Genomic DNA, 20,822 nt, shown 5'->3' with positions numbered 1-20,822 from the left:
AAGTGTTTCGGTTGTTAACGCTTTGTTATGCACCTGGTCAAATTCCTTTGCCATTCTAACATTCGGTCCTTCAGCTTGTCTGTGAGTCGTCCATCTTTACCCTTGTACTTCGGGAGATGGCTCGTTTCCCTGCCTACTATGACCTCGGCTGACTCCCTGTAAAAAAAAAAACAGGGCCTCCCAGGGTAAGTGTTATCGCTTTCCATCCATGTAGCCGCTGCATTTACGTTGTTACAATCTGTGTAGTATCGGGTTTTTGTTTCTTATGCAACATCACCCTTGTAACCCCGCCTTGTATACAGTTTCTGTTCGTCGGCCCGGATGTTTGCCGCCAGCTTCCTTCAGATTCCACTTTACAGTGGACACCCTTGCTATTGGCTAATGCTTCCTACTACAAAGCGCATTCGGGACTTGCACCCTAGAGATATAACACATGCCTGGCACACATAAAGAGGCTGCCCATGTTTTGAGGCAGCCTCCATTTGATCACATTCAACCGGTGACATTGAAACTATCGTCGTATTCGACAGTTCCTTCCGGTATTTGCCCGGTAAATGACTGTACCTGGAAATACTCCGCAGGCGCATGCGGGTACTGCAAACGCGCATTGGCGCTGAATCCAAACCGGCCATAATAAGAAGGCTCACCCAGCACCACGCAGCCGGCTGCATGCAGCTCTTTCAAGCCCCCGATAGCGGCCCTGATAAGGCCGGAACCGACACCGGATCCCTGTCTGGAAGGGATCACTGATACGGGCCCCAGTCCAAACCAGCCTTCGTCTCCTGAAGAAATGGCCACAGGCGATATAGCCACATGTCCTATTACTACACCCTCCTCCTCTGCTACCAGGGAAATGGTAAGCTGACAATTAGCACGCAGGGCCTTTATGATGAATGATTCTGTTCCGCTGCTATACGCTGCGGAAGCAAATGCAGCTTTTGTTACCTGATCGATAGCGTTGATGTCAGAAGGCTTTTCCCTCCTGATTGTATAATTGCTTTTATGCATTTCTGATGGAATTAAATAAAAATAAGGGATACTTTCTCTGCTGATATTGCAGCAGAGAAGAACAAAAATATCAGTTGAAGATGTAATTACCGGGGAGGTAATTACTGTAACGCAATATCCATCATACGCTCAAATTGAAGAAAGGTGGTATCTCGGCCAAAACCAGGCGGCCTGTTAAGTTCCGTCGCGCTGTTAACCTGGTGCAAGCCGCCCACTCCGAAAAATCAGGCATTAATATCTATAGGAAGCGTGTAGATGCGTTTCCCTGTTGCTTTATAAATCGCGTTGCATAGCGCCGGCGTGAAAGGCGGCACGGGCGGTTCCCCTACGCCTGTTGGTTTGGCAGCGCTTTCCACAATGTGTACATGGATCTGCCCGGGCGATTCAGGCATCCGGATGATCTGGTAACCATCGAAGTTGTTCTGCTCCACCTGCCCGTTTTTCACGGTGATCATGCTTTTAAGGGCAAGGCTCGCAGAAAACTGGGCGCCACCTTCAAACTGTGATCTGATGCGGTCCACGTTTACTGGCAGGCCACAATCCACGGCATAGTATACATTGGGAATGGTGATCTTGTTATTTGCATCCACCTGTACTTCCACTACACAAGCTACGTAGGTAAGGAAGCTTCTGTGCACGGCAAACCCCAGACCCGAACCTTTAGGCATCTCTTTCCCCCAGCCAGATTCTTTAGCCACGCGGCGGATCACCTCTTTCATACGGGCAATTTCCCAGGGATAATTGGCAATATCCTCCCCATAGTTTGGATAGGTAGTTTTTACCAGTTCCTCGTTGAAAGTGATATTACGGTCTTCTCCCAGCAGCTCCAACGCATTGGCTACGGGGTCCACTCCCCTGGCTTCCGCTACTTCGTCCAACATTGTGGCAACAGCAAAAGCCTGTGGTATGTTGCGTACGGACCTTAACCAGCCTATGCGCAGATGCGCTTTGGCATCGTGCGTTTCCACGTTGATAGCAGGAACATCATACGGAAAATCAGTTGCCCCCAGTCCCAGTTCTCCATCGCTGGGTTGCACTACGGCGTTATCTTCCGTAGCGGAAATGGAGGGATAAGCGATATGATGATCCCAGCCGCTCAGCTTATTCTGGTTGTCGATGGTGGCAACGATCCGTTGTACGCTCAACGCATGGAAGTAATCGTGATGAATGTCGTCTTCCCTGGTCCACTGCACCTTTACCGGGAGCCCGGATTCCTTTGCCAGCAGGGCTGCTTCCACGATGAAGTCCGGCTTGGACTTCCGGCCGAACGCGCCGCCCAGCAGCGTTATATTTACCCTTACTTTGTCTGCCTGGAATCCCAGCGCTTCCGCTACCGCTTCCCGCGCCCCCTGCGGATTTTGTGTGCATGCCCAGACTTCGCAGTTACCGTTTTTCACAACAGCGAGGGCTGTAGGCGGCTCGAGGGTGGCGTGTGCGAGATAAGGCGCCACGTATGTATGATCAATAACTTTTTTAGCAGCAGCTTTTGCGGCCAGGAAGTTGCCTCGTTTTCTGCGTACTGTCCCATTTTTTGTCACTTCCTGTTTTAACTCTTCGATCTGTTTAGCAGAATCGTAGCCGGCGTTAGGCCCCAGGTCCCATTCCACTTCCAGCAGGTCGCGGGCTTTGATAGCCGCCCAGGTATTTTCGGCGATAACGGCTACGCCGCTCAGGGGTTTTCTCAAGGTCGCCGGCAGGCCGGGGCCTTTGATGGCAATCACCTTGATAACACCGGGGATGGCGCGGGCTTTGGTATCATCGAACGACTTCACGGCGCCTCCTACAACGGGGCATCTTTTAACAACGGCTATTTTCATCCCGTCGGTCACGGCATCGATGCCAAAAACAGCTTTACCGCTTACTATATCGTGCAGGTCAACGATCGGCGTTTCCTTTCCTATCATGTTAAACCTGCTGTTATCCTTTAGTTTTATTTCGCTGACTGCAGGAACAGGCAACGATTTAGCCGCTTCCACCAGGTCGCCGAACTCCAGTTTTTTGCCGGAGTTCCTGTGGATCACCTGTCCTTTTTCAGTATCACATTCTTCAGCAGGTACTTTCCATTGCTGTGCAGCGGCTCTTATCAGCAGCAGCCTGGCGATGGCGCCGGCTTCGCGCATAGGTTTGTAGAATTGCCTGATGGAAAATGAGCCATCTGTATTCTGATTACCATATTTCTTTTCATCTCCTTCCGCCTGAACGATGCGGACGTTTTTCCAGTCGGCCCCCAGTTCGTCCGCCACGATCAGCGGAAGTGAGGTCCGGATGCCCTGTCCCATTTCAGAACGGTGTGCAACAATGGTCACTTTACCATCCGAGCCAATCTGCAGGTAAACGTTAGGTGCGATGGTAACTATTTTCTTACCTTTTTCATTACAGCTAAAGAAACTTACACCCAATACGAGTCCGCCGGTCAGCAGGCCGCCCACCTTCAGGAAATCTCTCCTGGAAGCGCTGAAAACTTCGGAACTGATATTCTCGTTCTTCTTCTTTTGAAAAGGAGCCAATATTTTCATGATTTGTACGCTGGTTAAGGATGGAGAAATTATTTGGATGCCGCATTTGGGATGCCGGCCACCTCTGAAATGGCTGCCTTGATCCTGTTATAGGTTCCGCACCTGCAAAGGTTACCTTGCATAGCCTGCTCGATCTCCTGGGCAGAAGGATGTGCGTTCCTTTTCAACAACGCCGCTGCATTCATGATCTGGCCGGTCTGGCAATAGCCGCATTGAGGCACCACAAATTTTTCCCAGGCTTGCTGCAAGGGGTGATCCCCATCTTCCGACAATCCTTCTATCGTGGTTATTTTGGCGTCGCCAACCGCTGAAATAGGATAGCTGCAGGACCGGATGGCATCATCGTTAAGATGCACCGTACAGGCGCCGCACAGGGCCTTGCCGCAGCCAAACTTAGTGCCTTTAAGGCCGATGATATCCCGGAGCACCCATAACAATGGCATATCTTCCAGCACATCAACTTCGTGCTTTTTGCCATTTACCTGAATTGAATATTTAGCCATAATGTTCCGTTTAAAATAGAGCAGTATAAGGTTGGATTGTTACAGACTCAGCAAATCTATATTTAATTTAAGGCATTCGGTTAAGAAAAAGAAATGAAAATTAAGAAATTCAAAAAGGAACGACTGTCGAAAGATCGCGAAGGGCTAACGTATACGGTTATCCGAAGTGTAAGAGAATGGAAACCCTGTGAGAACAAAATGAAGACGCCTGCCGGAAGTTAATCTCCATGGCAGGCGTCCTGTAATTACTGATATCACCTTTTATTATTTAGCTGGCGCTGTTGCATTTTTATTGCCCAGGGCGTGGACGAAGGGCTTATGCATGCATCATGATGGGCTCCTTCTCCATTGCTGCAGCGGGCGCCGTATGCTGATGTTTTTTACCGAATGTAATAAAGCTCAGACCCAGATTTACGGCCAGCAATCCAACGCTCATCCAGACAACGTAATGAACACCGTACCTGGCAATGACCAGCCCTCCCAGCATCGCACCCAGGGAGATACCGATATTATAGCAAGATGTAAGCAGGCTATTCACAAATTCCAGCGCACTGTGAGGAACAGAGCGGGTTGTACGGATATTGCCTATCAGGAAGCCGCCGGTGTGGATAGCGCCCCATAAAGAAAGGAGGATCACCATAGGAACAAAGAGGCCGCCGAAAAGATAAGCCAGGATCTGTACTAATATAAGCGCCGTAAAGAATACACGGGTGGTAAGCATAACATTTTTACTCAAGGCCCTGCCTGTAAGCCAGTTACCCAGTACGCCCATGCCGCCGAACAGGAGCAGCATAACGCTGATCTGGGTGCCGTTCATGTGCGTGACCTTTTCCATATAGGCAGCCAGGTAACCGTAGCTGGAAAACATTCCTGCCAGCATTAAGATGGTGGAAACAAGATTCAGCCATAGCAGGGGACTTTTTAATACATACAGCTGACTGTCGCCTGCCGCTTTCCTTGCGGCCGGCATAGACGGCACATACAGGACAAGTCCGAGGAATGCGATCAGGCTAACAAAGCTGGCCAGGAAAAAGGATGCCTGCCAGTTGCTGAAAAATTCAGCCGCATAAGTGGTGATCGGTACGCCCATAACTGTAGCAATGCTGACGCCTGACATTACAACAGAAACCGCCTTGCTTCCCGACTCTTTGAACGCTGCAGCCAATGACAGATTCCAGAATAGCGGGTGCAAGAAGGCAGGTAAGACCCGGGCAATCATCAATACGGTGAAATTGGGAGCAAATGCCGACAGGATATTGGACACTACAAATACTGCCAGGACCAAAGACATCAGCAGCTTACGGTTAACGTTGGTGGTCAGCGCCGTTATAAACGGGGATGATACTGCTACTGTCAGTGCAAACGCACTTAAGAGCCACCCCGCTTTTTCAAGAGAAACATGAAACACCTGAGCCAGATTTGGCAATACGCCTATAACGCCGAATTCTGTGGTAATAATACCGAAAGCTCCCAGAGCCATTGCGTATATTGACTTTTTCATTGGCTGTTAGTTTGAAATATTTGAATGTATCTATATAATAAGGATGATGAGATAGTCTAATCTGGCGTTTTAAGAAAATCAGCCTCTCAGGAAATTCAGGCAGGCGATATAGTCGGCCAGCACTTCCTGGTTTAAAAGATATTTGATATTCCTTCCTTCTTTTTCGGGTATGAGCAGGTCTGCGTCTACCAGCTGTTTCAGGTGGTGGGAAACGGAAGGTTGGGTAAGGTCAAGCATATCGGTTATCTCTGCACAGTACAAACATCCCTGCTTTTTCCTGATCTCCTGCAGTATGGTGATCCTGCTGGCGTCGCTTAATGCACGGGATATTTTCTCAAATTTCTTATTGTCCATCCGGAAAATAAATTGATTCCGGGGCAAAGATAAGGGGAAATATAGAAAGATGTAAATGTTTCTATGCGAAAGAATATGAAATGATAATGAGGTGACAGAGGATTATTTCGAGTTATTCATAAAAGTCAGTGTATCAAAAAAGATCGTTAGAGAGCTGAGTTTGCCATGATCAATTGTCCAGTACTCTGCCACATTCCCGTTTATCTTTGCGCCGTTCGGAAAAACGAAATCGTAATTGGCAATTACACTGGCTTTATCTCCTTCAACTATTACCTGTTGTACCCTCATACTTTCAAATCGTTGGGAGAAGCGCCTGATAACTTCGATATAGGCCTGCTTACCTACGACAGGGTTCGGGTTTGTCATATCCCCGCCGGTGAACCGGAAGTCATCTGACAGGGTATGTTCCCAGTTTCCTTTCTTTGAGAACCCGTCGTAGTAGGCTTCCAATAGTTTTTTTACTTCAAAAGGATTTTCCATGGCAAGTTAGTTTCAAATGGATAAATTTGTTATTGCAAAATGCAATATAAATATAAAAAGAAATTGCAAAATGCAATAACTTATTTTTTTATGGAAAACAAAAGATCCGATTGTCCAATCAGTTGTTCTTTGGAGGTATTTGGCGACAAATGGTCGTTATTGATCATTCGTGACATTATGTTAAGAGGTAAGGTATCCTTCAGCGAATTTTTGGCGTCAGAAGAAAAGATAGCAACCAATATTCTGGTGAACAGGTTGAATCATTTAGAATCGGAGAAGATCCTGGTAAAAGAAGTTTCTCCTTTAAACAAGTCGAAATTTGTATATAGTCTCACTCAAAAGGGGGCCGATTTATTGCCGATTGTAATTGAAATAATGGATTGGGGCGCCAAATACAATAAGAACTGCCCGAGGAAAGAGTTGGGCAAACGAATTAAGAGCGATAAGCCGGCGGTTATTAAGGAGTTGAGTCTGGAGTTGAAAAAGAAAGTAAAATAGTGTTGCTGAACGGTATTGCGCGTTATGGGCGCCCGGTGCTTACAGTAATCTTCCGAATTCGTTAGATATGGCTTATCTTAGCAGCTGCAGTACCGAAAACGGCTTTGTTGATCCGGATGTCCGAAAAATACACGACGAATGCAACTTCATTTATCAGATAAAAATTTCTGCTTGTTCTTACTGACCCAGTTTCCTTTTGCGGCCGACGATGAAACCGAAACAACGCTTACAGACTATCTGCCAGAACATTTTGACATGCCGCCCGCTGAATGGTGGGAGGAGTTGACAGGTGCAACAGAAGACCCATGGAACGGTTACACCTATGTACATCGCCTCAATGAGACCGTTACCTTTTTCGCGGAATTTCATATTTACCAAACAGTCTATTTCTTTAACGATACCTATCTCGGAAATACCGGTGGGAATTTTCATCTCTCCCTGCTGACCTGGAAAGAGCTACAGATGATCATCGACAAAGACCAAACGGATCCCTCGCTGTTGTTCTTCCTGTTGCTGCCGCTGGCGGTGGGAAGTCAGTCGGAGCGCCCGGAAATAGAAGCCGCCATTGCTATGCGCCTGCATGAAATGGCTTTAGAGCTTTCTACCGATCAGTTGACCGCCATCACCCGCTTCCTGTGCAGTCACCTTATCTTCGACGAAGAAGAGAAGAATATATTTGAACATATACCGGATGTTGGTTTGGCTATTAACAGGAACCATTCTGAAAGAAACCGCCAGAATAGGGAGGAAGATCTGATCGGTGTTAACCAGGTAATTAATTCAGCAACGCTGTAAAGAGCCACCATGCACATAGGTGTTTACAGCAGTTTCTTTGAGCTTTAACAATAGGGTATAAAATTCATCCTGTCCCTCATTCACTTTCATAGCCTTACGATATTTAAAACATAGGTTTGTATTATGGCAAGATTATCAAAAGGCGATGTCTGTAATTCTTTTTAAAAAACCAGTGGAGCTAAGATGTTTAATAATAAATAAAGCATCGGCAGCTGGCAGGTCACTATTGGTCACTATTTCTCTTTCAATGCCTATTACGGGAAAAATTGTTCTTGGCCGGTATTGCTTAAAATCCTGTTTATCTTCCGGCATAAAAAAAGCCGGTTTCTTCCGTGACAATACCTGGAGATACTCTGATCCTGGTATCGTAGTCACTGTTAATTGGCCAGTCTGAGCATCTATCTGGTTCAAATCAGAAGGCGCTCCAAAATCTGTCAGGCAGGAATAATACCGATCTTTTAACTGTTCATGCAAAAGCAAGCCAAGCGACGTTAACGTATCACCATTAAAAACAAAAGCAGCCCTTGCTATATCCTCGTTATTCGCATAAATAATTGTTTGCCTATCGGATTTCTTTTGAACCAGGCCAGCCATTGCACGGGTTTTCAGATCTATCAATACTTTAGGCTTCATTATTAAAGAGCTGCCCTTACGGATTATGTCATTATGTTCAATATCTTCTGCGCAGCGCACTAACAACGCTTTATGTTTATTGAACAAGGCCGTATTCTTACTTACCTGTTGATACCAGGTTGTAATGTCTTTAAATGCTGATTCGTCGTCATAGCTATTAGCGCCCCATTTTTTTGAAAGCATCAACCCGCTGGTTCTGTCAGCCGGGAAAATATAGGTAGCCAGGAAATAAGCGGGAGGTATAAGATCATCTGCCACTATGCCGGAAATATCAACCATTGACTCACTGTGATCCAGGTTGTATTTTTTCAGCCAAATGGCAAATGAGCTGAATGAGGTATTACGCGAACTGCTGTTAGCCAGTGAAATTCTTACTAGCGAGTCAACAGTTGTGGAATCAAACGGCCTTTTATCGGTGAGGTAATCATTTAGCGGACGTAATAGCCAGTCTTCATAGAGTAAAACAATATGCCTGAATTTTTTCTGACTAACCAGGAACCCGGCTATTGCCATACTTAATTCGGTGGACTCCCTTGCAAAAGGTGTAACGTTGCCGATGCCCACTACTTTTGTATCCGCAGGTATTTTATTGTCAAACCCAGTCGCTATATCCCTGATAGCCGTTGTTAGCGGTGTATTGGCAACTGTTCCTGCATGTTGCGCAGTTGCGCCCAGAAGCGGCGCAAACAGCAATATTATTATAACAGCCTTTTTTATATACACTTTCATCATATGAATGAGGCGGGCGGTATTTGGGTTGCAATGCCCTGGCGGGATGTAAGTAGAAAATTGTCTCATGCTCATCTGCTGTTTACCGGTTTGGGATATGGAGTAATGTTATTAAATATCACAAGCACATTAAAAGCCCGGTCCGAAGACATCATTAACTGCTTTCCATATATGTCAATCAAATTCAATTTATCGTATGTTTTGCTGGCAGGAAGATCCTGATTAAAGAAAATACCGCCGGAAATACCATAGTTCTTTAACAGGTTGCCGGCAATTGTTGTACGTTCTGCTACGAAGTGCGCCTCCCGAATTTTCCTGCTGCCGGGAACTGCTTTTTCGCCTGTTACCAGGTAAACATCCGCCTCATTGGAAAAGTCTGTAAGCAATATAAAATAACGGGATTTGTACCGCTCTTTCAGGTATTTGCCCATATATTCATCAGTTGTGGAAATATGAGCATTATGCGCCCATACAATGGTTTTTTGGGAACCTGCAAGATAGACGACATTATCAGCCATGATGCTATCCCGGTACCTATTTGCCCTGATGTCATTCTCCGCTGATATTTCCGTTTTCAATGCCACGTATTGCATGGAATGTGTTTCGTTACGGAGATGATACTGTAATTCCTCAAACTCACCCTTCTTCATTCCTTTCCCCAGTTTACCTTTATTGGCATTGAACCAGGCATTTACCGAGGCTATCTTGGATTCGTCAGTTACCTGGTTGTTGTTCCAGTGATACAGCAATCTTTGCGCATCGGTATTATTAAACGGGATGATGTAGTTATATAGAAAAAAGTTCCGGAATCCGGCATCCATACTTAGATCGAAGCCGGTTACCTTCACCATTTCGCTGGGATGCGCCAGGTTATATACTTTGATCCAGCGAAACAAGCGACTAAACACCTCTTGTGTATTCGGTAATCCAGCTGCTACCACGCTTGCCAAAGAATCGGCCACCGCAAGTTCTTTGATATCATTGTTGAGCAGGTATTGCCTAACCGGCCTCACGGATGCTATATCAGGAAATTCGAAAAGAATGTTCCTGTATCCCCTGTTTTCAACAAGATATTGGACCATCTTGGCTTTTAGCGCCAACGGTTCATAGCCACCATGGCTCACTTCCCCCAGCCCTACCACTTGCACATCGTTATCTATTGATTTATTAAAAACAGATTGAACCCAGGTAGTTCCGGAATCCAATGAAAGCGACCCGAGTTCGGAAAAAGGAATTTTACCGTTACTCTGGGCAATGGATAAACACCAGGTAGCGGCATTAATAACAGCGGCTATTAATATCTTTTCAATCCAGCGTAATCGGAAATTATGCATAAAAACTTTTTTATAAAAGCACTCCCCGCCTCCTCCGGAACGATTCATAGTTGAAACCGGAATTTACAGTCGTTCGATATCGCCTGCAATTAAACAATGGCTCGAAACAGAACTGTTAGGGGCTATCTTTCACGATCGCTGACAGTATTGCGTTTTTTGTTCCATGTACAATGAGATAAACACAAATGAGAGATTAGGTTAAGCAAGTTTGATTGGGTATACAATATGCCGGGAAACATTAAAAAAGGCATCATAACAAGGAAAAAGAAGCCCTTGGCTGTACCCCCTTTCAACACATTATCACAACGGTTCTAAAATAAAATATTGTTTTAGACGCCTATCCAGACTATAGGCTATAACTAATCATCATGAATATAATGCTTTTTTTAAACTTCAAATATCTATTTGACTACTTGGCAACATTATCCCTATCTATCCAAAATACTACTTCATAATCGGCTTGATCAGGAGTTTTGGTTACGTCTTCAATCGGGAAGCTTTGTCTCACCTTGATTAGGCGATCCAATGTATTTTCTTTTCCAAGCTGCTATATCAATTAACAAAGGGCACAGGCTTTTCCCTAAATCAGTGAGCGCATACTCGACCCGGGGAGAAGTCTCCCTGTACTGTTTCCTGCTGATTAAGCCATCAGCTTCAAGCTCTCTCAATTGTTCGGTTAACACCTTTTTTGAAATAGAAGGTACTCTGACCAGGATTTCGCCAAAACGTCTGCTTTTCTTGGAAAGCACATATAAAATCATCACCTTCCAACGTCCATCAAACAGGGCTATTGTTGCTGTAACCGGGCAGTCGGCATGGCCTAATTCATTTTCCATAAGGTTACTTTTAGGTTACCACTTTTTGCATTGTTACCAAACGAAAGGGCAACTTTTCAAAATTAATATCTGTTTCTTTACACATCAAAAGTAATTAATCCTAAAAAGAAAAATATGATTTTAGTAACCGGTGCAACAGGGAATTTAGGTGAAGCTACCATCAATTCATTATTAGACAGGGGTATAGCTCCAAACGACATTACCGCATTGGTAAGAGATGAAACCAGGTCGGTAGAATTAAAATCAAAAGGAGTTCACATAAAACTTGGCGACTACCAGGATTTTGAATCTTTAAAAAGTGCGTTCCGGGGCGTAGACAAGCTACTGCTTATATCTTCTTCATCAGATATAGACAAAAGGTTTGAGCAGCACAAAAATGCGATCAATGCAGCCAGGGAAACCGGCGTTGGCCATCTTATCTACACGAGCTTTGATATGAAAAATCTACACCAAAGTATAATGGGTGAAGAGGTTAGATATCATGCATACACGGCTGATTATCTAAAACAAACAGGTATTCCTTATACTTTAATGGATAATACCATGTATGCCGACATGATTCCCTTCCTAACAGGAACGGATATATTAAACAATGGTATTTCCATCCCGGCCGGAGACGGTAAAACACCCTTTTTGCCAATAACAGAAATGGCTGAGGCGTTAGCTGTTGTACTGACTACGCCGGGTCATGAAAACAAAGAATATATCATCGCTGCAGAAACTGCATTCTCCTTCTCGGAGATTGCCGACCTGCTATCAGACATTACCGGGAAAGCAATAACTTATCACCAACCGGAGGCTAGTTCCTATATTGCCCAGCTAGTACAGACCGGTGCTTCTGAAGAAGATGCAGCATACCTTGCAAGGTTCTGTGTGGCGATTGCTAACAGAGAATTCGATACCCAAAAAAGTGATGTGAAACAGCTACTAGGCAGAAGCCCGGTCAGTTTAAAAGATTTTTTGAAAAACGCATATAGCCAACTGGTAGAAGGGTAAATCCTATGATTTAGCAATTTTCTTTGGCTTCCCAGCATCGGTTTGATTTCCCAAATCCCCTTACTGATAAGCATCTACCAGAAAAAATGATACAGTAAAATTAGAATTTTTCACTGTATCATTTTTTGTATCTATTCAGATTCGTTTTTTATGGTTGGTGTATATCATGCATAAAACAGATGGCCTCAGCTACCAGGAAATAAGCAGCCGGTTAAACATCAGCACTTCCGCCATGGTGATAATGCAAAAATCAGCTATCACCGTCCATGATGGATTGCCTGTATACAACACCCCATTCCCGCATGGCTTCCACCACCTTACTGAGGCTTTTGCCTTGTTGGGTAAGTTCATACACGACGGTTGCAGGCGTGGTATCCGTAACCGTTCGCGTGAGGAGGTGATTAGCCTCCATGTCTTTCAGTTCCTTGGACAAAACCTTAGGCGCAATGCCGTCTAACTGTCTCATGAGTTCCATAAACCTTACCTGTCCGCTATAATAAAGAGTACCCACAATAGAAATCTTCCATTTACCGCCTAAAAGATCCTGTGTATCCATCACGGCCTGGATATTTTTCCGGCAACGATCTGTTAACTGCTTTTCTTCTTTCTTCATCGCTTAACGCTTTTTGGACCCTGCAAATATACCAACAAACTAACTTCCGGTAATTACCTTTTGGTAACTACTAACCAAACGGTAACAACTATACTTTCCGATAGCAGGTAAAACTAAATTTGTTTTCTGAATCAAGTAAAAAAATATGTATGAAACAGACGGTATTGATCACAGGCGCTCACAGCTTTATAGCAGGATATGTCAGAAAAAAATTGGAGCCTGATTACATTGTTAAGTTCCTGACAAGAAATCCTACATCTGAAAACGAATTTGCCTGGGACTTGGGAAACAGGACTATCGAAAAGGACGCTCTGACAGGTGTTGACTACATCATACATCTTTCAGGTTCAAAATTTAACGATGGTACACCTTTTACTGAAGAACGGAAAAAGCTGGTATATGACTCCCGGGTAGGTGCTGCCAGGTTCCTGAAGGAACAATTGCTGGCCAGTGACCAAAAACTGAAGGCATTTATTTCCGCATCTGCTATTGGATATTATAGCTTCAATGATAAGGCCAATGAAATAGATGAAGATGGAGAGAAAGCGATTGGCTTTGCTGCCGACTTGTGTGAAGCCTGGGAAAGCACGGCAGACAGCTTTAAAGTTGATGGGATAGCTTCACGCGTCTGTAAAATCAGGGTACCGTATGTATTAGGACCGGAGAAAGGCGTTTTTTCGTCTTATGTAAACCATGTAATGGCAAACCCGGAAATAGCGGAACAGGACAACAGCACAGTGGTTTCCTGGAACCATATAGAGGACATGGCAGGGATCTTTGCATTTGCCGTTCAGCATGACCTCGATGGTGTATATAATGCCGTAGCACCACAACCTGCATCATTAGGAGATATTTATAAGGCAATAGCCAACAATGTACATGGCTTCGATTATAAGTTGCAACCATTCAATGGCAAGCACCTGGTTTCCCGCAAAATCATCGACGCGGGATATACATTTAAATTCCCGGAAATACAGCAGGCAGTAAACGCTATTCTTGTTAATCAACCGGGTATTGATCATGCATCTATCAAAATTTAAACTATTAAAATTTATACAATGAATATAATCGATACAGCAAACTCCGTATCCGGGGGCAATGAAAATAAAACCCCGGTGAGCTTTACCGCAGATGTCGCCCATTCACGGATAGGGTTCACCATTAGTCATCTGGTTATTTCAGAGCTTGGAGGCCACTTTTCAAATTTCCAGTTCGATTTTACTTCCAAAGAGAATGGGTTCAGCGATGCAGATATTCAGCTCAAGATACCGGTTGCGGAAATAAATACCGGGAATGCCATCAGAGACGAACACCTGAAAGGACCGGAATTTTTCGATAGCCAACAATATCCATTCATTGAGTTTTCCGGAAAAGGACTAACGCAGCAAACCGGTAATAAGTTTACTCTTCCGGGCCACCTTACAATAAAAAACTCGACGGTGGAGATGCCACTCACGATCATCCATTTGGGATCGACAACAGATCCTATGAGGAATCAAAATATAGAAGTGTTCCAGGTTATTGCCAAGATTGACAGATTTTCCTTTGGTATCGGGAGCGAGGTGCCGGAAGTGGTTATAGGTAGAACCGCGACTTTGAATGCACATATAGAATTGATCGGTTTGGTTTCCTAAAACCCTTTACTGATAAGCATCTACCAGAAAAAAGGATACAGTAAACTTAGAATTTTTTACTGTATCCTTTTTTGTAGGATCAAGTTAAATAATTGGGGGATTAATATAAAAATAGTTTTTTTGCATTGGATTAGCCAATAAAGCATGTGGATCAGAACTTTCGCAAACTTGTAGAATTGCTGTTACCAGCGGGAATATTAGAGTATTTTGACTTAATAGATTCAAATCAGGACAAAGAAGGTATTCACATATACCTGGAGGAAAAGAATAGCATTCCAGTAGAACATCAACATAAGAAAGCTCACTCTAAAGGATTCTTCTCAGAAGTTGTTATTCAGGATTTTCCCATACGCAATCAGCGCGTCATGTTGCATGCAAAGCGCCGTCGGTGGGAAGTTTTGGAGGATGGGCAAATAATAACTAGAGATTGGGAAATAGTAAAAAAAGGAACGCGAATGAATGTGCCTGCCCTCTTGGTAGCGGGAAAATATACAGAAACTATTTTTCCAACCAAATAAAAGAACTCAAGCAGGAATTTGAAGAGAATATTTTTAATTCCGAATTCTACCGATACTATCGGTCGGGAAGAAATGACCGAGACCAAACCTTTTTCAGATTGGGCAATATTAATCTCTATGATGGGTTGAACAGCTTTGTTTTTGAAATCGACCATCACTTTTCCACCTATTATGATTATAAAGTTGCACGCATCATAGCCAACGATCTGCTCCAAAATTATTTGCATCTTAAAATAGATTCAATCGAGGACAGTAACTTTAAGGATGAAGAAGCCACTAAAGACATTTTTTGGACGAGTAGTAAAAATGCCCTTGTAGAACTCATATATGCGATGTATGCTTCAGGAGCTGTGTCACATGGAAAAGTGGGGATAAGAAAACTAAGCATGATAGCGCAGATAGTTTTTAGTGTTTCGTTGGGTGATCTTCATCATGCGTTTCACCGTATGAAAACAAGAGCAGGTTCCCGGACAGCATTTTTAGATCATCTCAAAATTTCTCTCGAAGAATACATGGATAAAGATCTTTAGCCATTTTATACAGCTTACATTCAAAAAAGTTAAAAGCAGTACCAAAACGTACTGCTTTTTCTTTTACCCATATGTGCCAATTGGCAAATGTTAGCAAAACTCCTTTCTAAAACCCCTCTAATGCCTTGAAAACTCTATAAAACGAGGGTTTTTCCTAATTGTGAAAATTTCTAAAAAAACAGCCAAACCAATTGGTAAGGCTTGGCAGACAAACCCTGCCAAACTACTCAATTTTGCATAAGTGACATTAAAGAGTTGTGCAATGAAAATTATAACAATTGAAGAAGAGGCATGGAAACAGTTGAACAACCGTATCAATGCCATTGCCGATTACCTTAAAAGACAGGAGGAAAATAGCTACGATGAGCTATGGTTGAATAACCATGAGGTATGCCAATATCTGCATATCAGCGAAAAAACCCTATGGCGAATGCGTACCAAGGGTGAGATAGCTTATTCAAAGTTTTATGGACAATATTTCTATACCATAGGGGCTATCAAGGATATGCTAAATGCCAATGCTGTACAAACCAGTGACGAGTATGTAAAAGAGCTGATGGCAAGAGGCAAAAGCTATATCGAAAAAGGCAGAAAGTTGAATACTGGCAAGCAATAACACTACCATTAAACATATGAATATGAATATCGACAGAATTGAATTTATAGCGTGGATGGAGCGTATTTTAGAACGTCTTGATCTATTAAAAGAGCATATAGATGAAAGCAAGAGAAGCCGTAACAGTATAGACGGTGAAGAATTATTGGATAATCAGGATTTGCTACAGATGTTGAAAATAAGTAACCGCTCATTACAACGGTATCGCTCCATCGGTAAGCTGCCTTACTATACAATTAGCGGAAAACTCTACTACAAACTATAGGATGTACACCAGTTTATCAGGGAAAGTTTTAATCCTCCCGCCAAATAAATAAAGCCAAACTGTGACAAATGCTGCCTTTAACTGCCAATTGTCCTAAACCAATGAACGCTTCTTATACATTCGGCAATGAATAATAAATATTTGATAGTATGAGTGAAGAAACAACAACACAAAAAATGCCCGAACAATTTTCAGACATACTGCTAGTATTGGATAAAGAGAAAAAGAAAATTCAGGCTGTAAAGAGTATTGATGATAACGGGAATATGGAAACCGTTGATCCTACGAAAAAAAATCAGAACCAGTTTATGCGGGTGGACAAACATGGAGACTTCTTCTCCAACTTCTTCTCCAATTTTTTTAGCCAGCTAAAGAACCCTAGCAATTTTTCATTCTTCAAGGTACCTGCACCTGTTGCGGTTGAGAAAGCACAGGAAATGCAGGAACAAATAAACAATCCAACTCCCGAGGGAGAAAAAGTGATGAAAGATCAAGAATTAAAACCAGAGTTAAACCTGGATAAAAAACAAGAAAAACAAGAAAATCAAGACAATATGGAAACAACACAGACAACACCGGAAACAAGCGAATACCGCTACAAACCGGAACAGATAGATTGGGAGACGATGAACAATCTTGGGTTGAGTAAAGAAAAACTTGAAAAAATGAACCTCCTTGACCCGCTGCTTAAAGGCTACAAGACCAATGAACTGGTTCCTGTGAGCCTGAACCTCGGGACAGCTGTTACCCGTATGGATGCTCGTTTGTCGCTACAGCCGAATGATAACGGACAAATCGTGGTTGCCATTCACGGTATCCGTAAAGAGCCCAACCTCAACTTTGAATTTTTCGGACATAAATTCAATCAAGATGACAAGGATAACTTGCTAAATACCGGAAATATGGGGCGTGTAGTCAACCTGACAAATCCGAAAACAGGAGAAACCATTCCATCAATCATTAGTGTGGACAGACTGACAAATGAATTGGTTGCCCTAAAAACCGATTTCATTAAGATACCAGACGAAATAAAAGGAGTAAAACTTGATGATACCCAAAAGCAAACTTTAATGGAAGGTAAACCGCTTCAATTAGAGGGTATGATTTCTAAAAAAGGAACAGAATTTTCGGCAACAGTACAGTTCAATGCAGACAAACGTTATGTAGAGTTCCTGTTTGACAGATCGGGCAACAATAAGCAGTCGCAAAATAACCAACAAACAAGTCAGCAAAATCAGTCGCAGGAAGCACCAAGGACTTTTAGAGGTAAAGAATTGGATGATGAACAATACAATAAGTTCAAAGCAGGTCAGACTGTTTATGTAGATGGACTGATAGATAAAAAAGGTCAGAAATACCAAGGGTATATCACACTGAACATTGAAACTGGTAAAACTGGTTTTTCCTTCCAAAACCCTGACAAACTCAAAGAACGGGCAAAACCTACGGAAGCCCACAGAACTCAAACCGCTGTCAATTCGGAGGGTAAAACGAATGAAGCGACCAAAAAGATTAAAGAACCTCTACAGAAAGGACAGCAAGCTCCGAAAAATAAAAAGCAACAGGAGGAACAAGAGAAACCCGAAACACCTGCCAAATCAAAAGGCGGAAAAATGTAATAAAGTATGAAGACAATTATTGCAGAAAAACCAAGCGTAGCAAGGGAAATAGCCGGACTTGTAGGTGCATCCGATAAAAAGGATGGCTATCTCACAGGCAACGGCTATTTTGTTACGTGGGCATTCGGACATTTAGTAGGCTTGGCTATGCCGGAAGATTACGGCATTTCGGGATTTGATAAAGCGGTTTTACCTATACTGCCTAACCCTTTTTTATTGAAAGTTCGTAAAGTGAAAAAAGACAAAGCTTACACTGCCGATGCCGGTGCATTAAAGCAACTGAAAGTAATCAAAGAACTATTCAATAAAAGCGAAAGCATTATTGTAGCAACAGATGCAGGCCGTGAGGGCGAATTGATATTTCGCTATATATACGAATTCCTCAAATGCAACAAGCCATTTGAACGTCTATGGATCAGCTCACTTACTGAAAAAGCCATTAAGCAGGGTTTTGATAAATTAAAAGATGGGTCAGAATTTGACGGACTGTATAAGGCAGCACAAGGAAGAAGTCGTGCCGATTGGCTCTTCGGTATTAATGCTACCCAGGCGTTAGGCATTGCCGCAGGAAATGGCATCTATTCGCTTGGGAGAGTTCAAACACCTACGCTGGCTTTGATATGTAAGCGTTATCTCGAAAACAGGGATTTTAAAGTGAAGAAGTATTGGCAAATACAATTGCAGCACAACAAAGAATTTATTGATTTCAATAGTCTTTCCAAAACCAAATGGGATGACCAAAAGTTGGCAGGAGATACGTTGAAATCTATTGAAAGAGTTAAGAGCGTTACCGTTACTTCTGTGGAGAGTAAAAGTATTACAGAGCAACCTCCTTTATTGTTCGACCTTACGGGATTACAAAAGGAAGCCAATAAAAAACTAAATCTTTCTGCTGAAGAAACCCTCAATATTGCCCAAGGTTTGTACGAAAAGAAGTTTATCACTTACCCACGCACCGGAAGCAAATACATCCCTGAAGATATGTGGGCAGAAATTCCCAACCTCGTGAGGGCTTTGCAGGACAGGGAATCCTGCAAGCAAGCCGTATCGAAAATGAAATGGGGACGTTTCAATAAACGTATCGTGAACGATTTGCGTGTTACCGACCACCACGGATTATTGATTACATACAAAATCCCATCAGCACTGAACGCAAAAGAAAATGCCGTTTATGATATGATTGCCTTTCGGTTGCTCGAAGCCCTTTCACAAGCCTGTATCAAAGAGCTGACTGATGTCGGTTTACAGGTGTTGCATTACGATTTTACCGCAAAGGGCTGTAAGGTTATAGAAGCTGGCTGGCGTTCCGTTAAGGGAAGTTTCACGGACGATGACACCGAACCTATACAGGATTTACCCGAACTGAAAAAAGGCGATGAACTCAAAATAAAAGAAGCCTCCGTTCTCGAAAAGAAAACCAAACCGACTGTGCTTTATACCGAAGCAGGGCTTTTGTCGGCTATGGAAACTGCCGGAAAGGAAATCGAAAATGAAGACGAACGCAAGGCTTTACAAAATATTGGTATCGGTACTCCGGCTACAAGAGCCGCAATAATCGAAACCCTGTTTACCCGTAACTATATCCAAAGGGAAAAGAAATCCTTAATCCCTACCGAAAAGGGATTGCAAGTGTATGAATTGGTTAAAGAACGGAAAATTGCGGACGTGGCAATGACTGCCGAATGGGAACTCGCATTGCAGAAAATTGAGAACAACGAAGCGGATGCAGGTGCTTTTCAAAAGGAAATGGAAACCTACGCTTCATCTATTACCAATGAATTGCTGCAAACTTCCATTACCCAAAACAACCTGCCCAAATTGGTTTGCCCAAAATGCAAAAGCCAGCAACTCCTTATCCGTGATAAAATCGTGAAGTGTCCTGATGAGGCTTGTAATTAGGTACAGTTCCGTAATGTGTGTGGCGTACAAATCGGCATAGCCGATATTGAAAGCCTTATCAATAAAAAGAAAACTTCACTCATCAAAGGAATGAAAAGCAAGGCAGGTAAGAAATTCGATGCGTATATCGTATTGAAAGAGGATTGTACAACCTCCTTTGAGTTTGATAAAAATAAAAGCTACAAAAAGTAATGGAAAATAAACCTATCATTATTAGCAAGGAAATCAGAAACCTGATTTATACCATACGTGGCAAGCAAGTGATGTTGGATAGCGACCTCGCTACCTTATATCAGGTGGAAACAAAGAACCTTAACAAAGCCGTAAAAAGGAATATAGACAGGTTTCCTGCTTCTTTCTGCTATCAACTGAACGAAGAGGAAGTTGAAAACTTGAGGTTCCAAATTGGCACCTCAAGTTTAAACCACGGCGGAAGGCGTTATTTGCCATCAGTTTTGCAGAATTGACTACCAATGTAATCAAAAAAGCACTATAAAGATATATTTTTCTCTTCTTCTTATTAATACAAAGAAAGCAAATATTAAAAATTGGTTTTAATTCTAATCGACATTTTAATAATCAGTTGTCGGCTTCCCGAAATTAAGACTGTGTAATTTTACAAAATTCTCTTCAAATTAACCTAAACCTAAATACCCTAACACGCCTGTTTATCGCTTTCAAAATTGGATAGAGCAGCATATTCTGTTGGTGGCATATTTCCAAGACTGTCATGTGGCCTGTGATTGTTATAATCATCCATCCATTGCCAGGTAACTTCCCTCACTTCGTCCAATGTGTCAAACAGGTAGCAGTCCAACACATTATCACGGTAAGTACCGTTCAATCTTTCCACGAAACCGTTCTGCGTGGGCTTTCCGGGCTGGATATATAAAAATTCGATGCCGTTGACCATGCTCCATTCCGTTAAAAGCTGGGATATGAACT

23 protein-coding genes and 1 pseudogene are annotated in these 20,822 nt (G+C 43.0%); 13 read left to right on the top strand and 11 right to left on the bottom strand.

Going from position 1 to position 20,822, the window contains the following annotated elements; all coding sequences use genetic code 11:
- Positions 1 to 492: 492 nt before the first annotated feature.
- The 6 genes from BLV62_RS27265 to BLV62_RS27240 all read right to left on the bottom strand — a co-directional run bounded on the left by BLV62_RS27265 (position 493) and on the right by BLV62_RS27240 (position 6,362).
- A complete protein-coding gene (locus BLV62_RS27265) occupies positions 493 to 1,008 on the bottom strand; it encodes a GNAT family N-acetyltransferase (protein ID WP_089766168.1) in 516 nt (171 codons plus the stop codon).
- Positions 1,009 to 1,232: 224 nt separating this feature from the next.
- A complete protein-coding gene (locus tag BLV62_RS27260; RefSeq protein ID WP_089766166.1) occupies positions 1,233 to 3,524 on the bottom strand; it encodes a xanthine dehydrogenase family protein molybdopterin-binding subunit in 2,292 nt (763 codons plus the stop codon).
- A 29-nt stretch (positions 3,525 to 3,553) separates the two neighbouring features.
- The gene (locus tag BLV62_RS27255; protein WP_089766165.1) at positions 3,554 to 4,027 is read right to left on the bottom strand and encodes a (2Fe-2S)-binding protein; all 474 of its coding nucleotides are present in this window, start codon (positions 4,025 to 4,027) and stop codon (positions 3,554 to 3,556) included.
- Positions 4,028 to 4,343: 316 nt separating this feature from the next.
- The gene (locus BLV62_RS27250; protein WP_089766163.1) at positions 4,344 to 5,528 is read right to left on the bottom strand and encodes an MFS transporter; all 1,185 of its coding nucleotides are present in this window, start codon (positions 5,526 to 5,528) and stop codon (positions 4,344 to 4,346) included.
- Between the two features lie 78 nt (positions 5,529 to 5,606).
- The gene (locus BLV62_RS27245) at positions 5,607 to 5,882 is read right to left on the bottom strand and encodes an ArsR/SmtB family transcription factor (RefSeq protein WP_089766161.1); all 276 of its coding nucleotides are present in this window, start codon (positions 5,880 to 5,882) and stop codon (positions 5,607 to 5,609) included.
- A 102-nt stretch (positions 5,883 to 5,984) separates the two neighbouring features.
- Positions 5,985 to 6,362, bottom strand: coding sequence for a nuclear transport factor 2 family protein (locus tag BLV62_RS27240; protein ID WP_089766160.1), 378 nt, complete (start codon positions 6,360 to 6,362; stop codon positions 5,985 to 5,987).
- 90 nt (positions 6,363 to 6,452) lie between these two features.
- Here BLV62_RS27240 and BLV62_RS27235 point away from each other — a divergent pair, with 90 nt between their 5' ends.
- Entirely contained in the window at positions 6,453 to 6,860 is a 408-nt protein-coding gene (locus tag BLV62_RS27235; protein WP_089766171.1) for a winged helix-turn-helix transcriptional regulator, read from the top strand.
- Between the two features lie 138 nt (positions 6,861 to 6,998).
- Complete coding sequence (locus tag BLV62_RS27230; RefSeq protein WP_089766158.1) at positions 6,999 to 7,655, top strand: Imm19 family immunity protein; 657 nt, start codon at positions 6,999 to 7,001, stop codon at positions 7,653 to 7,655.
- A 135-nt stretch (positions 7,656 to 7,790) separates the two neighbouring features.
- On the opposite strand, the gene BLV62_RS27225 is transcribed toward BLV62_RS27230, so the two are convergent.
- The 3 genes from BLV62_RS27225 to BLV62_RS27215 form a co-directional block, all read right to left on the bottom strand.
- The gene (locus BLV62_RS27225; protein ID WP_139170421.1) at positions 7,791 to 9,086 is read right to left on the bottom strand and encodes an erythromycin esterase family protein; all 1,296 of its coding nucleotides are present in this window, start codon (positions 9,084 to 9,086) and stop codon (positions 7,791 to 7,793) included.
- Between the two features lie 2 nt (positions 9,087 to 9,088).
- Positions 9,089 to 10,351: an erythromycin esterase family protein gene (locus tag BLV62_RS27220; protein ID WP_168928007.1), complete on the bottom strand. Its 1,263-nt coding sequence runs from the start codon at positions 10,349 to 10,351 to the stop codon at positions 9,089 to 9,091.
- A gap of 485 nt (positions 10,352 to 10,836) precedes the next feature.
- The gene (locus tag BLV62_RS27215) at positions 10,837 to 11,187 is read right to left on the bottom strand and encodes a winged helix-turn-helix transcriptional regulator (RefSeq protein WP_089766153.1); all 351 of its coding nucleotides are present in this window, start codon (positions 11,185 to 11,187) and stop codon (positions 10,837 to 10,839) included.
- Positions 11,188 to 11,301: 114 nt separating this feature from the next.
- Here BLV62_RS27215 and BLV62_RS27210 point away from each other — a divergent pair, with 114 nt between their 5' ends.
- The gene (locus BLV62_RS27210) at positions 11,302 to 12,183 is read left to right on the top strand and encodes an SDR family oxidoreductase (protein WP_089766151.1); all 882 of its coding nucleotides are present in this window, start codon (positions 11,302 to 11,304) and stop codon (positions 12,181 to 12,183) included.
- 250 nt (positions 12,184 to 12,433) lie between these two features.
- On the opposite strand, the gene BLV62_RS27205 is transcribed toward BLV62_RS27210, so the two are convergent.
- On the bottom strand, positions 12,434 to 12,796 hold the full coding sequence (locus BLV62_RS27205; RefSeq protein ID WP_089766150.1) for a winged helix-turn-helix transcriptional regulator: 363 nt from the start codon (positions 12,794 to 12,796) through the stop codon (positions 12,434 to 12,436).
- A 149-nt stretch (positions 12,797 to 12,945) separates the two neighbouring features.
- Between BLV62_RS27205 and BLV62_RS27200 the strand changes: the two genes are divergently transcribed.
- From BLV62_RS27200 to BLV62_RS27160, 10 genes are all read left to right on the top strand, one after another.
- The gene (locus BLV62_RS27200; protein WP_089766149.1) at positions 12,946 to 13,836 is read left to right on the top strand and encodes an NAD-dependent epimerase/dehydratase family protein; all 891 of its coding nucleotides are present in this window, start codon (positions 12,946 to 12,948) and stop codon (positions 13,834 to 13,836) included.
- An 18-nt stretch (positions 13,837 to 13,854) separates the two neighbouring features.
- Positions 13,855 to 14,430 carry a YceI family protein gene (locus BLV62_RS27195; protein WP_089766148.1) on the top strand — a complete coding sequence of 192 codons (576 nt, stop codon included), beginning with the start codon at positions 13,855 to 13,857 and terminating at the stop codon, positions 14,428 to 14,430.
- 146 nt (positions 14,431 to 14,576) lie between these two features.
- On the top strand, positions 14,577 to 14,948 hold the full coding sequence (locus tag BLV62_RS27190) for an ISAon1 family transposase N-terminal region protein (protein ID WP_211118341.1): 372 nt from the start codon (positions 14,577 to 14,579) through the stop codon (positions 14,946 to 14,948).
- Positions 14,858 to 15,478: an RteC domain-containing protein gene (locus tag BLV62_RS27185; protein ID WP_089766145.1), complete on the top strand. Its 621-nt coding sequence runs from the start codon at positions 14,858 to 14,860 to the stop codon at positions 15,476 to 15,478. Before BLV62_RS27190 ends, BLV62_RS27185 begins: the two co-directional genes overlap by 91 nt.
- 262 nt (positions 15,479 to 15,740) lie before the next feature.
- On the top strand, positions 15,741 to 16,094 hold the full coding sequence (locus BLV62_RS27180) for a helix-turn-helix domain-containing protein (protein ID WP_089766143.1): 354 nt from the start codon (positions 15,741 to 15,743) through the stop codon (positions 16,092 to 16,094).
- A gap of 22 nt (positions 16,095 to 16,116) precedes the next feature.
- Positions 16,117 to 16,359 (top strand): MerR family transcriptional regulator, encoded by a 243-nt coding sequence (locus BLV62_RS27175; protein ID WP_089766170.1) that lies wholly within the window; start codon positions 16,117 to 16,119, stop codon positions 16,357 to 16,359.
- 149 nt (positions 16,360 to 16,508) lie between these two features.
- Positions 16,509 to 17,978, top strand: coding sequence for a DUF3945 domain-containing protein (locus tag BLV62_RS27170; protein WP_089766142.1), 1,470 nt, complete (start codon positions 16,509 to 16,511; stop codon positions 17,976 to 17,978).
- Positions 17,979 to 17,984: 6 nt separating this feature from the next.
- Positions 17,985 to 19,877, top strand: coding sequence for a DNA topoisomerase 3 (locus BLV62_RS27165; RefSeq protein WP_225889533.1), 1,893 nt, complete (start codon positions 17,985 to 17,987; stop codon positions 19,875 to 19,877).
- A 15-nt stretch (positions 19,878 to 19,892) separates the two neighbouring features.
- The gene (locus tag BLV62_RS29110) at positions 19,893 to 20,069 is read left to right on the top strand and encodes a topoisomerase C-terminal repeat-containing protein (protein WP_225889534.1); all 177 of its coding nucleotides are present in this window, start codon (positions 19,893 to 19,895) and stop codon (positions 20,067 to 20,069) included.
- A complete protein-coding gene (locus BLV62_RS27160) occupies positions 20,069 to 20,344 on the top strand; it encodes an ORF6N domain-containing protein (protein WP_225889535.1) in 276 nt (91 codons plus the stop codon). Before BLV62_RS29110 ends, BLV62_RS27160 begins: the two co-directional genes overlap by 1 nt.
- 221 nt (positions 20,345 to 20,565) lie before the next feature.
- Here the strand turns inward: BLV62_RS27160 and BLV62_RS27155 are convergent.
- Positions 20,566 to 20,822: pseudogene (locus BLV62_RS27155) on the bottom strand (integrase core domain-containing protein); the annotation flags it as partial.

The sequence above is a fragment of the Chitinophaga terrae (ex Kim and Jung 2007) genome (genome assembly GCF_900107795.1).
Taxonomy (GTDB): Bacteria; Bacteroidota; Bacteroidia; order Chitinophagales; family Chitinophagaceae; genus Chitinophaga; species Chitinophaga terrae.
This window is presented reverse-complemented; position numbering and strand designations above follow the sequence as displayed.

Coding starts and splice junctions, on each gene's coding strand:
- BLV62_RS27265 (WP_089766168.1), bottom strand. CDS start 1,008: ATGCATAAAAGCAATTATACAATCAGGAGGGAAAAGCCTTCTGACATC.
- BLV62_RS27260 (WP_089766166.1), bottom strand. CDS start 3,524: ATGAAAATATTGGCTCCTTTTCAAAAGAAGAAGAACGAGAATATCAGT.
- BLV62_RS27255 (WP_089766165.1), bottom strand. CDS start 4,027: ATGGCTAAATATTCAATTCAGGTAAATGGCAAAAAGCACGAAGTTGAT.
- BLV62_RS27250 (WP_089766163.1), bottom strand. CDS start 5,528: ATGAAAAAGTCAATATACGCAATGGCTCTGGGAGCTTTCGGTATTATT.
- BLV62_RS27245 (WP_089766161.1), bottom strand. CDS start 5,882: ATGGACAATAAGAAATTTGAGAAAATATCCCGTGCATTAAGCGACGCC.
- BLV62_RS27240 (WP_089766160.1), bottom strand. CDS start 6,362: ATGGAAAATCCTTTTGAAGTAAAAAAACTATTGGAAGCCTACTACGAC.
- BLV62_RS27235 (WP_089766171.1), top strand. CDS start 6,453: ATGGAAAACAAAAGATCCGATTGTCCAATCAGTTGTTCTTTGGAGGTA.
- BLV62_RS27230 (WP_089766158.1), top strand. CDS start 6,999: ATGCAACTTCATTTATCAGATAAAAATTTCTGCTTGTTCTTACTGACC.
- BLV62_RS27225 (WP_139170421.1), bottom strand. CDS start 9,086: ATGAGACAATTTTCTACTTACATCCCGCCAGGGCATTGCAACCCAAAT.
- BLV62_RS27220 (WP_168928007.1), bottom strand. CDS start 10,351: ATGCATAATTTCCGATTACGCTGGATTGAAAAGATATTAATAGCCGCT.
- BLV62_RS27215 (WP_089766153.1), bottom strand. CDS start 11,187: ATGGAAAATGAATTAGGCCATGCCGACTGCCCGGTTACAGCAACAATA.
- BLV62_RS27210 (WP_089766151.1), top strand. CDS start 11,302: ATGATTTTAGTAACCGGTGCAACAGGGAATTTAGGTGAAGCTACCATC.
- BLV62_RS27205 (WP_089766150.1), bottom strand. CDS start 12,796: ATGAAGAAAGAAGAAAAGCAGTTAACAGATCGTTGCCGGAAAAATATC.
- BLV62_RS27200 (WP_089766149.1), top strand. CDS start 12,946: ATGAAACAGACGGTATTGATCACAGGCGCTCACAGCTTTATAGCAGGA.
- BLV62_RS27195 (WP_089766148.1), top strand. CDS start 13,855: ATGAATATAATCGATACAGCAAACTCCGTATCCGGGGGCAATGAAAAT.
- BLV62_RS27180 (WP_089766143.1), top strand. CDS start 15,741: ATGAAAATTATAACAATTGAAGAAGAGGCATGGAAACAGTTGAACAAC.
- BLV62_RS27175 (WP_089766170.1), top strand. CDS start 16,117: ATGAATATCGACAGAATTGAATTTATAGCGTGGATGGAGCGTATTTTA.
- BLV62_RS27170 (WP_089766142.1), top strand. CDS start 16,509: ATGAGTGAAGAAACAACAACACAAAAAATGCCCGAACAATTTTCAGAC.
- BLV62_RS27165 (WP_225889533.1), top strand. CDS start 17,985: ATGAAGACAATTATTGCAGAAAAACCAAGCGTAGCAAGGGAAATAGCC.
- BLV62_RS27160 (WP_225889535.1), top strand. CDS start 20,069: ATGGAAAATAAACCTATCATTATTAGCAAGGAAATCAGAAACCTGATT.